Raw genomic sequence first — 11,935 nt, forward strand, 5'->3', positions numbered from 1 at the left:
GCACTCAGCGGCTGCGGCGCCGCCGTTCTGACCCGCTTCAGCGCGAGCGCTGCGCCAGCCAGTCGTGGATCGCCTGCGGCACTTCGCGCTGGGCGCGGCCGGACACGTAGATGCCGATGTGGCCGCCACGGAACGACAATTCCGAGTAGTCCTCGGTGCCGACCAGCTTGGCCAGCGCGCGCGACGCGGCCGGCGGCACCAGATGGTCTTGTTCGGCGAAGATGTTCAGCACCGGCATGCCGATATAGGCCAGGTCGACCGCGCGGCCGCCGATGTCGATGCCGCCGTTGACGAAGCCGTTGCCCTGGTAGAACTGCTTGATGAACTGACGGAAGGCTTCGCCGGCCTGGTCGGGCGAGTCGAAGATCCATTTCTCCATACGCAGGAAATCCTCGAGCGCGCGCTTGTCGTCGAGGATGTCGATCAGGCCGACGTATTTCTGCACGAACAAGCGCCACGGCTTCAAGGTGAGGTAGCACCAGTTCATCACGTCGGCCGGGACGTTGCCGAGGGTGTCGACGAACTGGTCGATGTCCAGGCCGCGGGTCCAGTTCGACAGCATGTTGTCGTCGGTGTGGAAATCCACCGGCGTGACCATGGTGATCAGGTTGCGGACCTTGTTCGGGTTCAGGGCCGAGTAGCACAGCGAGAACGCGCCGCCCTGGCAGATGCCGAGCAGGTTGATCGCGTCCATGCGGTACTCGCGGCGCAGGTGGTCGACCGCGCCGCCGAGGAAACGCTGGATGTAGTCCTCTAGCTCGAGGTAGCGGTCGGAGCGGTCCGGATAGCCCCAGTCGAGGATGTAAACGTCTTCGCCGCGTTCGAGCAAGCCGCGCACGATCGACTTGTCGGCCTGCAGGTCGACCATATAAGGGCGGTTGACCAGGGCGTAGGCGATCAGCAGCGGCACCTTCGCGGTCGGCGCCTTGTCGCCGCGGAAGCGGTACAGCACGACCTTGCCGTCGCGCCAGACTTCCTCGCGCGCGGTCGCGCCGTAGTCGATGTCGCCGACCTGGTGCAAAGACTCCAGTCCGGCGCGCAATTTGTTCTGCGCCTGCATCGCTTCCTGGGCCAGGGATTCGGCGCTGAAATTGATCGGTGCGGTCATGTCAGCGCGCCTTCTTGTTGGCCTGGGCCGGCTTCACCGCGGCGGCGTCGGGCCGCGCCGGCGGCTGCGGGCGGGCGATCGCGGCCTTCTTCGCCGGATTGGGCTTGCCCGCGGCGACGGCGGCCGACTTGCTGGCGGTGGCCGCGCCGGCCTGGGCCGCGCGCGGCTTGACGATTTTCTTCGGCGCCGGCTTGGCGGACTTCGCCGCAGATTTCTTCGCCGCGGGCCCGGCGGCCGGTTGCGCCTGCGCGCGCGGCGCGTCCGCGGCCCGGCGCGGCGCTTCGTTCGCGCCCGACGAGCGCGATTGCTGCACCTCGTCGCGCAGCCTGCGCAGCTCGCGTTCGAGTTGAACGATCTTGCGATGCGCGGCATCGATCTCGGTACGGGTCGGGATGCCGAACGTGCCGCTGGCCTGCTCGATCTCCTTCTGCACGCCGGCACGCAGACGCATCTGCGAATTCACCAGCGCCGCATAGGCGTCGCGGAAGCGCGGCGACAAGGCGATCTGCGCATAAGCCTCTTCGGCGGCATCGATCCACAGGTCGAACAAGGCGCGCGCGCTGCTGATCTGGCGGCCCGGCTCGCTGCGCTCGGCCAGCTTGTCCTCGAAGCGCGCGAATGCGTCTTGCCCGGCTTCGGCCATCAACGCGTTATAGGCCTGGCTCTGCTTCTGGTAGTCCATGTGCGCCTGGGCCAGCGCCTGCAGGCGCTCCTGGTGCTCGCGGGCGAAACCGAACGCCGGCAGGCCGAAGATCGATTGGCCTTGGCCCTGCAGGCGCTCCAGGTAGGGCGCGATCTGCTCGACCCAGCGCGACAAGTCCTGCTGGCCCGGGCCGCGCATCGCCCCGAACACGTCGGCGAACGGGTTGGCGGCATCGCCGCCGAGGGCGCGCTTCCAGGCGCCTGCGATGTCGCCGGCCGAGGCGTCGCTGCCGGCGAACTGCGCCGCGAGTTTCTGGATTTCGCCGAACCATCCGCGCGCCTGGCTGTTGAAACGGTCCAGGGTCTCGTCGGCCTGCGGGCTCGCGCCCTTGGCCAGTTGCGACCACCAGTTCACCGCCTCGTTCCAACCCGGTACCGACGGCTGCGCAGGCTGCGCGCCGGCGCCGCGCATCATCTGCCCCCATGCGCTCCAGTACTGTCGCGCCAGCGCGTCCAGGTCGGGGCCGGCGCCGAAATCGCCGGGATTAGTCGAGCCGAAACCGAAATTCGCCATCGCCGCCTCCATGATTTGACCCGATCATAGCAACGGCCTGTTGCCGCGCGCTGCATGTTCGCCGCGCTGGCGCGAACGGCTCGGCACTTCGATCGGCCGCGATGCGCAAACTGCGCGCGGCTACGCGGTCGGCCCGGGCTTGGGTATGCTTGCGGCACATTCAGGCAAGGAGCCACTCGTGGCCATTGGCGAGTATTCGCAGATCTACCGCGGCAAGCGCATCGTGAATTTCAGCATGGGCGACACGCCCGCCGGCGGCGACGTCGTCTACCGCCTCCACCAGGATTACGACAGCGCCGAAAGCCAGGGCGACCTGCTCGCCAGCCTGCTGTCGCAGGTCGAACCGGGCGGGCTCGAAGCCCTGGTCATCGGTCCCTGGAGCGAAGCCCACGACGAAGGCCCGTCGGGCTATCTCGACCTGCTGATCGAACGCCGCGCCGAACTGCCCGCGCTCAAGGGCCTGTTCGTCGGCGACATGACCTACGAAGACTGCGAGATCTCCTGGATCATCCAGACCTCGTACAACGCCCTGCTCGCCGCCTACCCGGCGCTGGAATCGCTGCGCATCCGCGGTTCCAGCGGCCTGGAGCTGCTAGCCTTCGAACACGAGCACCTGCAGGAGCTGGCGATCGAATGCGGCGGCCTGCCCTCGAAGATCGTCGACGCTCTCGCAGGCTCCAAGCTGCCGGCCCTGCGCCACCTCGAACTGTGGCTCGGCGACGACAACTACGGCTACGACGGCGACCTGGCGACCTACCAGCGCCTGTTCACCGCGATCCAGCCCGAGCGCCTGCGTTATCTGGGCCTGCGCAACGCCAGCATCAGCGACGAGCTCGCGGTATGGCTGGCCGCGCAACCCTGGCTCGGCGGTCTGCAGACTCTCGACCTGTCGCTGGGCACCATCGGCGATATCGGCGCGCAGGCGCTGTTCGAAAGCCCCAACCTCGGCAGCATCGAGCGGATCAACCTGAGCCATCACTACATCTCGCCGGAATGGCAGGCCAAGCTCGCCAGCCTGCCCTGCGAGGTGGTCCTCGACGAGCACGAAGACGAGGACGACGGCGAACGCTACGTCGCAGTCGCCGAGTAAGCCGTGCCCGCCGCCTCCTGGCTGCTGTTCGGCCCGCGCGCCAGCCGCCGGGTCCAAGGGCTGCAGCAGGCCTTGCGCGAGCGCGGCCTGGCCGCGGCCGAGGTCATCGACTACCAGGCCCTGCTGAGCGCACCGGAACGCGCCGCCGAGGCGATCGCCGGCCATCGCGGCGCCCTGGTCAAGCTCGAATCGCCCGGCGAAGCGCCGGCCTTGCACGCCGCCCTGGTCGAACGCGGCTGGGATCGGCTCGGCGCGCCCGGCCCGGCGCCGCAACCGCTCGCACATGGCGAACTCGCCTACCAGCATTACTGGTACGCCGGCTTCGCCGATCTGCTGCGCGCGCTGCCGGCCGATGCGGCTTACCTCAACTCTCCCGACGACATCGCCTGCATGAGCGACAAGCTGGTCTGCCAGCAGCGCTGCATCGCCGCCGGGGTCGAGGCGCCGCCGTTGCTCGGTCCGATCGACGGCTACGAAGACTTGCGCGAACGTTTGCGCGATACCGGCTGCGACCAGGCCTTCGTCAAGGCGCGCTACGGTTCCTCGGGCGCCGGCGTGTTGGCGTATCGGCGCAATCGCGCCGGCCGCGAGATCGCCTACGGCTCGGCCGAGCTGGTCGAAAGCGGCGGGCAAGTCCGCGTGTTCAATTCGCTGCGCCCGCGCCGCTACACCGCCGCCCGCGACATCGCCCGCCTCGTCGACCTGCTCGCCGTGCAAGGCGCCTACGCCGAGCGCTGGATCGCCAAGCCGCGCGCACCCGATGCGCACGGCGGCCATTACGACCTGCGCGTGGTCGCGCTCGACGGACAGGCCCGGCACCGCGTCGCCCGGGTCAGCCGTGGGCCGCTGACCAACCTGCACCTGGGCAACCGCCGCGGCGCGCCGGAAGCCTGGTTCGACTGCACCGCGATGCAAGCGCTCGAAGCCGCGACCGCGCGCGCCGCCGGCGTGTTCCCGCGCAGCCGCATGATCGGCTTCGACCTGATCCTGCGCGAGCGCCGCAGTTGGCTGCTCGAAGCCAACGCCTTCGGCGACCTGTTGCCGAACCTGCTGTGGCAGGGCCGCGGCACCTACGACGATCAGGCCGCGCTGACGCCCTCGCCGCACACCACGACCGGCCCGCAACGAAGCCTCGCCCATGCCTGATGTCCTGCCCGACATGAACGCCATCGTCGGGGATCACGACTTGGTCCTGATCACCCTCGACACCTTGCGCTACGACGCCGCCCAGGCCTGTTTCGAACGCGGCGAACTGCCGGTGCTCGGGCCGTACCTGCCGCCGGGCGGCTGGGAGCGCCGGCACACGCCGGCCAGCTTCACCTATGCCGCGCACGCGGCGTTCTTCGCCGGCTTCCTGCCCACGCCGGCCGCGCCCGGCCCGCATCCGCGCCTGTTCGCGCTCGACTTCGAAGGCAGCGAAACCACCGTGGCGGGCACCTATGTGTTCCGCGACCGCGCCGACATCGTCTCCGGCCTGCATGACGCCGGCTATCGCACGATCTGCGTCGGCGGAGTCGGCTTCTTCAACAAGCGCAACCCGCTCGGTTCGCAACTGCCGGGCCTGTTCGACGAGAGCCACTGGGAGCCGGGTTTCGGCGTCGCCGCGATCGACTCCACCGAGCGCCAGGTCGCCCTGGCCTGCGCGCGCCTGCGCAGCGAGGACCTGCGCGATACCCGCTGCTTCGTCTTCATCAACGTCTCCGCCCTGCATCAACCCAATCGCCACTACCTCGCCGGCGCCGGGCGCGACGGCTACGACAGCCATTGCGCCGCGCTGCGCTATGTCGATGCCGCGCTGGCGCCGTTGTTCGCCGCCCTGCGCGAACGCGGGCGCGCCTTCGTCATCGCCTGCTCCGACCACGGCACCGCCTACGGCGAGGACGGCTACCACGGCCACCGCCTCGCCCACGAAGTGGTGATGACCGTGCCCTACGCGCATTTCATACTCACGCCATGACCGCTCCCCTTGCTTCGCCCGGCCTCGCCGACCTGCTCAACTTGCCGCCCTACCAGGCGTACTCGTATTCCTACCCGCACAAGACCGCCTATCGCCCGATCCAACCGGCGCAGCCCTTGTCGCAGTTGTGGGCCGGCGAACGCCGCGATGCCTTGTTCCTGTACCTGCACATCCCGTTTTGCTCCTACCGCTGCGGCTTCTGCAATCTGTTCGCGCTGGCGCGGCCGGAACCGGCCAAGGTCGACGCCTATCTCGTCCAGATGGAGCGGCAGTTGCAGGTCACCGCGCAGGCGCTCGGCGATCACCGTTTCGTGCGTTTCGCGCTCGGCGGCGGCACCCCGACCTATCTCGACGTCGACCAGTTGCGCAGGGTATTCGCGATGGTTGGGCGCCACGCCTCGATCGACCTGAAGACCACGCCGGCCGGCATCGAGGTGTCGCCGGAAACCGCCGATGCCGACAAACTGGAGGTCTGCCGCGAAGCCGGCATCGACCGGGTCAGCATGGGCATCCAGAGCTTCAGCGATGCCGAGGTGCGCTCGCTGGTGCGGCCGCAGCAGCGCGAGGTGGTCGAACGCGCGATCGCGACGATCCGCGGGCAGGGCTTCCCGATCCTCAACCTCGATCTGATCTACGGCATCGCCGGGCAGACGGTGGCGAGTTTCCTCGCCTCGATCGACAGCGCGCTGAGGCACCGGCCCGAAGAAATCTATCTGTATCCGCTGTACGTGCGGCCGCTGACCGGCCTGGGCCGGATCGAGGCCAAGGCCGGCGCCCGGCCCGGTTTCGCCCTGCAACCCGAACCCCTGGACACGCGCCTGGCGCTGTACGAGGCCGGCCGCGACCATCTGCTAGCCGCCGGCTACACCCAGGTTTCGATGCGCATGTTCCGCGCCCCGCATTCGCCGGACATCGCCGCGCCGCTCTACTGCTGCCAGAGCGACGGCATGGTCGGGGTCGGCTGCGGTGCGCGCTCGTACACCGGCACCCTGCACTACTCCAGCGAGTACGGCGTGGCCCGGCGCAGCGTCGCCGAGATCCTCGACCACTACCTCGCCCGCGACCCGGCCTCGTTCGCCCATGCCGACTACGGCATCGAGCTCGACGACGACGAACGCCGGCGCCGCCACGTCATCCAGTCCCTGCTGATCCGTCCGGGCCTGGACCGCGACGACTACCGCCGCCGGTTCGGCGCCGACTGCCTGGACGACCTGCCGCAGTTGCGCGACCTGCTCGATCTCGGCCTCGCCCGCGGCGACGCGGCCCTGCTCGCCCTGACCGACGCCGGCCTCGCCCGCGCCGACACCATCGGCCCCTGGCTGACCTCGGCGCGCATCGCCGAGCGCATGCACGACTACCGCCTCGGCTGAGCGCATGCACCTGTCCCTGCTCTATCGCGGCCGGCTCAGCAGTTGCAACTACGAGTGCGCCTATTGCCCGTTCGCGAAGACCTACGACAGCCGCGCCGCCCTGCGCCGCGACGCCGAGGACCTGGCGCGCTTCGTCGACTGGGCGGCCCAGCAGCGCATGGAGTTGTCGATCCTGTTCACGCCCTGGGGCGAAGGGCTGGTGCGTCGCCACTACCGCGAGGCGATGACCCGCCTGAGCCATCTGCCGCAAGTGCGCCGGGTCGCGATCCAGACCAACCTGTGCGTCGGCATGCGCTGGCTCGACGAGGTCGATACCCGCACGCTGGCCCTGTGGTGCACCTACCACCCGACCCAGGTCAGCCGCGCGGCCTTCCTCGCCCGTTGCCGCGAACTCGACCGTCGCGGCGTACGCCACAGCGTCGGCATGGTCGCGCTGCACGAGCACTTGGACGAGATCGACGCGCTGCGCGCGGAACTGCCGGCGCATACGCCGTTATGGCTCAACGCCTACGACGAGCGTCCGCCGGGTTATTACGACGAGGCGCAGATCGAGCGCCTGCAGCGCATCGACCCGCACTTCCGCTACAACCTCGACCCCGCGCCGAGCCTCGGCGCGCCCTGCCTGACCGGCGAGAGCGTGGTCTCGGTCGACGGCGACGGCAACGTCAAGCGCTGCCACTTCGTCGCCGAACCGCTCGGCAACCTGTACGACGGCAGCTACGCCGCGCAACTGCGCGCCCGCCGTTGCCCTAACGCCCGGTGCGACTGCTACATCGGCTACGCCCACCGCCCCGACCTGCCGTTCCAGCGCGATTACGCAGGCGGCGTACTGGAACGGGTGCCGTCGTTCGTCCTATGACTTCGGCGGGCCCGCATGCCCGCCTGGACTCCGCCAGCCGGTCGCTTCGAACCGGTCGCTTCGAACCGGCAGACCACCCTGTTACCACGCAAAGGATCGCTCCATGTTCTGCAACACACTCCGCAATGCGCTGTTGGCCGCGCTGTTGATTCCGGCCGTGCTCGCGCCGGCCATCGACCCGGCCTTCGCCGCCAAGCCGTCCAAGGCCGCCAAAGCCAAGACTCGCGCGCCCAAGATCGCCATGAAGCCCGAGCAGGTCGCCGAGCTCTACGCGCGCGTCGCGCTGAGGCAGGACCTCGAAGCGGCGAAGCAACTCAACGCCTATTCCAAACCGCTGTACGCCAACAACGAAAACGCCTTCGATCTCGAGGACCTGGCCGACACGGCCGGAATGGAGCAGCAGTACGAAGGCTTCGCCGACGGCATCCTGGCGGACATGCCGAAGGTCGACAAAGCCAAGGCCAAGCCCGCCCTCGCCGCGGCGATCAAACGGGTCAACCAGCTCGCGGCCGGCGCGCAATGCCGCGGCCTGTCGAACACCGAACAGGCGAACGAGTACGTCAAGAACGGGCGGATCAGCGAGGTCGAGCTCGAATGCACCGTGCCGGCGCTGAGCGCGCGCATGCAGGACGTACTGGCGAAGAAGGGCAATCCGGCCAAACTCAAGACCAGGAAATTGCTGGAAGGGCTGGCCGAGTTCGATCGCCTGCCCGATCAAGCCGGCAGCCGGGTGATTCCGGCCACGATGACGTTGTACGCGCCGGGCAAGGGACAGCCGTGGTCCACCGGCGGCTATAACGAAATCATCGAGACCGTGCACAACGGCATGTACGCCGAAGTCGCGGCCGATTAAGGCCAATCGAGACCGATCAAGACTGTTCGGGCGAGTGCCCGCGGCGGGCGCAATGATCGCAGTGCGCGCGCATCCGTCGCGCGATCTCGTCGGCGCGCTTGCGATCGTTGCCTCGTCGATCGCGCCTCGACTCGCGCGCCAGATGCGCGACGCATCGCTGCACATCGCAGGCTTTATCCACTGCGCTTATCGCGCTTTGCAAAGAGGAGCATGAAAGCGCAGACGCGAGCACGGGCATGCCGGCGACTTTCGTTCGTCGCGCACGAAAACACAGAAGGCCGCCTTTCGGCGGCCTTCTGTGTTGTTTGGCGTCCCCACGGCGACACCTTCTTAACCCCCGAGTTACGCTGCATCATCGCCGCCCGTTCCGAGTGGTGCTCGCTCGAACGAGGCGGCACCGGATAACGGCTTAAGAAATTGATTTAATTAGAATTAATGACATCACTGCAACCCAAATCACCCGGATTACCACCGCACTGGAACGACATCTGCAGGTGAGCACTGGCGGCTCGGCCTGGAAATTGCGGACTTCTCGTTAAACTCTCACGATGACAATTATCGCGCCGGCTTCGCGAAAAGGCCCCTGCCCCTGCGGTAGCGGCAAGCGCTACAAGCATTGCCACGGCGCACTGCCAAGCCCTTGGACCGAGGATATGGAAAGCAATTTTCAACTCGGACTGTCACGTCACGAAGCGCAAGAGGCGCGACGTAAAGCACAACAGGGCCTGGGCCGCCCTATCATTAGTGCTGCATTAGGTGACACTCAATTCGTCGCTGTGGGTGATCGGACGGCTTTCGGCCCATGGAGGACGTTTGGCGATTTCCTCGACTGGAACCTAAAACAGTCTTTCACCGAGAAATGGGCGGCCTCTGAGGATGTGGTACAGGGGGAAAACCGCCATCCACTCTTGCAGTGGCTTGACGTGATCGCAAAACAGCAAGCCGCCAATGTTCGAACAGCGGGGGAAATTCATGCGCGACCAGTGATCGGCGCTGCTGCCGCGTATTACGCACTTGCGTATAACTTGTACCTCCTCGACCACAATGCCGAGCTGCAGCGCCGACTTCTAAACCGACTGCGCCTCAAGTCCCAATTCCACGGGGCGTACTACGAAACTTTTGTTTCCGCATATTTCATTCTCGCCGGCTTTACGATCACTCTCGAAGATGAAGACGACCCGGATTCGACGCACTGCGAGTTCTGGGCTACCGCACCGAATTCCACCGAGAAATACTGGATCGAAGCCAAAGCCAGAGGACCGCTGAAGGATCACTTCGATGTTGGCACACAACTCTACAAAGCACTCAAGAAGCGAGCGGACGAAGCACGGATCATCTTCATAGACTTGAATGTGATGGACAACGTGTTAAACGAGTCAATCGTTAGCACGCTGTCACACGCAATACGGTCTCGTGAGCCTCACCTCAAGATTAACGATGAGCCAGCCCCAGCTGCATACGTTTTGGTGACCAACTACCCCGTCCATCTAGATTTAGAGGGCGCACCCGGCCGAAGGATGCTAGTTCCCGTCGGCTTCAAGATTCCTGACTTCGGTGCGGGAGTTGAGTACGCCGATCTGAAAACTGCCTACGCCGCCAAGCAGCGGCATTTGTCTGTATCCAAGCTTATAGATCACTTTCGCAAGTACACCGTCCCCTCCACTTTTGACGGTGAAGTTCCCGAATTCGCATTCGGCTTTGCCGAACGCAAATGGCTCGTGGGTCAAAGTTACCAGTTCGACGAACTGGAGAATGGGCCGCATCTACTCACATCTGGCGCAGTTCTCGCCCAAGAATCGAAAGCGGCACTAGCCCTTATCGATCAAAATGACAAGAGATTCGTTCATTTCGTGGACCTCACTGCCTATGAAGTCAGCGCCTTCCTTCGCCATCCTGAATCTTTTTTTGGAGAACATGATAGGAACGCAGTGGTTCAGCGTGCCGACACGCCTTTTGAAATGTTCGAACTCTTGATGGAGAACTACAAAAACACCCCAAGAGCCATCCTGATTGAATTCCTCGCGTCAGCGCCGGACTTGGTGCAACTTGAACTTCTGAGCGACCACGACCTGTTGATGGAGTACTGCACAAGAGTCGTGGGCTCGATGAGCTTTGAGTGATCAGTCGATACGTTTCAGGCGTACCTCGTACAAGCGCTGCCTAGCTGATCAGACGCTGCAGTCTGCTTGGGCTCCAGCGACTAAACGAGAACCATCACGGAGATGCTCACGTGGCTAGGCCATCCAAGCTCCGACTTCACTCCGTCAACAAGCCATCGATCGAACTTGCCCTAAGAGCGCTCTTGCAGCTTCCCTTGAAGGAACTGGAGAGAATTTCGCTAGAGGCACGGAACGAGATCCCGTCCACGCGCAACGACAGCAATTTCGAATCGATAAACGATTCGAAATTGCCGAGACGGTTCATAAGCGTAAAAAACGGGCAACAAAAAAGCCCTGACAAGTCAGGGCTTTAGTGTAAAGCACCCCTTGTTACGGGGGTTAGTTTGGCGTCCCCACGGGGATTCGAACCCCGGTCGCTACCGTGAAAGGGTAATGTCCTAGGCCTCTAGACGATGGGGACAAAACTTGTTGTTCTTGCAGCTAACTCGTCCGGAAACCCTTTCAGTTCCGAAGAGTGGTGGAGCCAGCCGGGATCGAACCGGCGACCTCTACAATGCCATTGTAGCGCTCTCCCAGCTGAGCTATGGCCCCACGTGCTGGAAAGACGAACATCTTAGCGGGCGTTCAGCGATGTCGTCAAGCATTCATCGCTAAATTTTTTCCCGGTCCCGCGTCGCCTGGGCCGATCGGATCGGGCTGCGCGGGGTCGTGTTCGACCGGGCGCAATGTTGCCATGCCATGACCCCGTTCCGCTAGATACTCGAGCCACTTTCCTAAAAAAGTATTCATGCGCATGCGGTGGCCGATCAGCTCCGCCGGCGGCGGGTACATGCCGATGACGTCCTGCCAGCGCCGGCCGACATAGCAATGGGTGGCTTCGACCTGATGGGCGTCGTGATAAAGCCGCAGGTACGCCGAAGGATCGGGCTCGCCGGTCAAGGGGTCCTGCAGCGCATACGTCAAGCGCATTTCGGTGGTGTAACGGTGTTGCTCGATCACGTCCAGACGCAGGTCGAGGCCGTCGCCGACCTCGGACAGGTACACGCCGCGCGCGAGTTCGGCCGGCGAAAACAGGCGCGACAGGCGGTCGTGGTTCTCCGCGTACAAGCCCATCAACCAGCCGAAACGGCTGAGTTTGGGAAGGCGCGCGAAGCGGGAAGCGGCGGTGCTCATGTTCGCGATCCTACACGCCTTGCGCAGCCCGCGGCAGCATTGACGAAATAGCGAAAAAGCCTTAATTTGTAGGCTCTTCGCCAAGGCGAACGGGGTCGGCGGAACGCTGGGGAGCGTGACGCGGAATTCAAGCCCCGGCCCCGGTCGCGACACCCGCTGCTACGCCCCGGTTCATACGCTCATCCGCGA

The 11,935-nt window shown here is 65.3% G+C and carries 11 protein-coding genes, 2 tRNA genes and 1 pseudogene; 9 read left to right on the forward strand and 5 right to left on the reverse strand.

Annotated elements, in window-relative coordinates:
* Positions 1–37: 37 nt before the first annotated feature.
* Complete coding sequence (locus AC6CH2_RS03840; protein ID WP_498268002.1) at positions 38–1,108, reverse strand: class III poly(R)-hydroxyalkanoic acid synthase subunit PhaC; 1,071 nt, start codon at positions 1,106–1,108, stop codon at positions 38–40.
* A 1-nt stretch (position 1,109) separates the two neighbouring features.
* Positions 1,110–2,324, reverse strand: a complete 1,215-nt coding sequence (gene phaE / locus AC6CH2_RS03845; protein ID WP_498268003.1) for a class III poly(R)-hydroxyalkanoic acid synthase subunit PhaE — start codon at positions 2,322–2,324, stop codon at positions 1,110–1,112.
* Between the two features lie 178 nt (positions 2,325–2,502).
* Here phaE and AC6CH2_RS03850 point away from each other — a divergent pair, with 178 nt between their 5' ends.
* The 9 genes and pseudogenes from AC6CH2_RS03850 to AC6CH2_RS03890 all read left to right on the forward strand — a co-directional run bounded on the left by AC6CH2_RS03850 (position 2,503) and on the right by AC6CH2_RS03890 (position 10,573).
* Positions 2,503–3,414 (forward strand): STM4015 family protein, encoded by a 912-nt coding sequence (locus AC6CH2_RS03850; RefSeq protein WP_498268004.1) that lies wholly within the window; start codon positions 2,503–2,505, stop codon positions 3,412–3,414.
* Positions 3,415–3,438: 24 nt separating this feature from the next.
* Positions 3,439–4,560 carry an STM4014 family protein gene (locus AC6CH2_RS03855; protein WP_498268208.1) on the forward strand — a complete coding sequence of 374 codons (1,122 nt, stop codon included), beginning with the start codon at positions 3,439–3,441 and terminating at the stop codon, positions 4,558–4,560.
* Positions 4,553–5,371, forward strand: a complete 819-nt coding sequence (locus AC6CH2_RS03860) for an STM4013/SEN3800 family hydrolase (RefSeq protein ID WP_498268005.1) — start codon at positions 4,553–4,555, stop codon at positions 5,369–5,371. The genes AC6CH2_RS03855 and AC6CH2_RS03860 overlap by 8 nt, the downstream gene beginning before the upstream one ends.
* On the forward strand, positions 5,368–6,741 hold the full coding sequence (locus AC6CH2_RS03865; protein ID WP_498268006.1) for an STM4012 family radical SAM protein: 1,374 nt from the start codon (positions 5,368–5,370) through the stop codon (positions 6,739–6,741). The genes AC6CH2_RS03860 and AC6CH2_RS03865 overlap by 4 nt, the downstream gene beginning before the upstream one ends.
* Positions 6,742–6,745: 4 nt before the next feature.
* Positions 6,746–7,600 (forward strand): STM4011 family radical SAM protein, encoded by an 855-nt coding sequence (locus AC6CH2_RS03870; protein ID WP_498268007.1) that lies wholly within the window; start codon positions 6,746–6,748, stop codon positions 7,598–7,600.
* A 103-nt stretch (positions 7,601–7,703) separates the two neighbouring features.
* Complete coding sequence (locus AC6CH2_RS03875) at positions 7,704–8,453, forward strand: hypothetical protein (RefSeq protein WP_498268008.1); 750 nt, start codon at positions 7,704–7,706, stop codon at positions 8,451–8,453.
* A 52-nt stretch (positions 8,454–8,505) separates the two neighbouring features.
* On the forward strand, positions 8,506–8,667 hold the full coding sequence (locus tag AC6CH2_RS03880; RefSeq protein ID WP_498268009.1) for a hypothetical protein: 162 nt from the start codon (positions 8,506–8,508) through the stop codon (positions 8,665–8,667).
* Positions 8,668–9,001: 334 nt separating this feature from the next.
* A pseudogene (locus AC6CH2_RS03885) lies at positions 9,002–9,079 on the forward strand (SEC-C metal-binding domain-containing protein); the annotation flags it as partial.
* Between the two features lie 27 nt (positions 9,080–9,106).
* Positions 9,107–10,573 carry a hypothetical protein gene (locus AC6CH2_RS03890; RefSeq protein WP_498268219.1) on the forward strand — a complete coding sequence of 489 codons (1,467 nt, stop codon included), beginning with the start codon at positions 9,107–9,109 and terminating at the stop codon, positions 10,571–10,573.
* A gap of 384 nt (positions 10,574–10,957) precedes the next feature.
* On the opposite strand, the gene AC6CH2_RS03895 is transcribed toward AC6CH2_RS03890, so the two are convergent.
* The 3 genes from AC6CH2_RS03895 to AC6CH2_RS03905 all read right to left on the reverse strand — a co-directional run bounded on the left by AC6CH2_RS03895 (position 10,958) and on the right by AC6CH2_RS03905 (position 11,746).
* A tRNA-Glu gene (locus tag AC6CH2_RS03895) sits at positions 10,958–11,033 on the reverse strand.
* Positions 11,034–11,088: 55 nt separating this feature from the next.
* A tRNA-Ala gene (locus AC6CH2_RS03900) sits at positions 11,089–11,164 on the reverse strand.
* Positions 11,165–11,209: 45 nt separating this feature from the next.
* Positions 11,210–11,746 carry a DUF1249 domain-containing protein gene (locus tag AC6CH2_RS03905; RefSeq protein ID WP_435394279.1) on the reverse strand — a complete coding sequence of 179 codons (537 nt, stop codon included), beginning with the start codon at positions 11,744–11,746 and terminating at the stop codon, positions 11,210–11,212.
* Positions 11,747–11,935 lie beyond the last annotated feature (189 nt).

Source organism: Lysobacter sp. GQ73, assembly GCF_059758755.1.

Coding starts and splice junctions, on each gene's coding strand:
- AC6CH2_RS03840 (WP_498268002.1), bottom strand. CDS start 1,108: ATGACCGCACCGATCAATTTCAGCGCCGAATCCCTGGCCCAGGAAGCG.
- phaE (WP_498268003.1), bottom strand. CDS start 2,324: ATGGCGAATTTCGGTTTCGGCTCGACTAATCCCGGCGATTTCGGCGCC.
- AC6CH2_RS03860 (WP_498268005.1), top strand. CDS start 4,553: ATGCCTGATGTCCTGCCCGACATGAACGCCATCGTCGGGGATCACGAC.
- AC6CH2_RS03865 (WP_498268006.1), top strand. CDS start 5,368: ATGACCGCTCCCCTTGCTTCGCCCGGCCTCGCCGACCTGCTCAACTTG.
- AC6CH2_RS03870 (WP_498268007.1), top strand. CDS start 6,746: ATGCACCTGTCCCTGCTCTATCGCGGCCGGCTCAGCAGTTGCAACTAC.
- AC6CH2_RS03875 (WP_498268008.1), top strand. CDS start 7,704: ATGTTCTGCAACACACTCCGCAATGCGCTGTTGGCCGCGCTGTTGATT.
- AC6CH2_RS03880 (WP_498268009.1), top strand. CDS start 8,506: ATGATCGCAGTGCGCGCGCATCCGTCGCGCGATCTCGTCGGCGCGCTT.
- AC6CH2_RS03890 (WP_498268219.1), top strand. CDS start 9,107: ATGGAAAGCAATTTTCAACTCGGACTGTCACGTCACGAAGCGCAAGAG.
- AC6CH2_RS03905 (WP_435394279.1), bottom strand. CDS start 11,746: ATGAGCACCGCCGCTTCCCGCTTCGCGCGCCTTCCCAAACTCAGCCGT.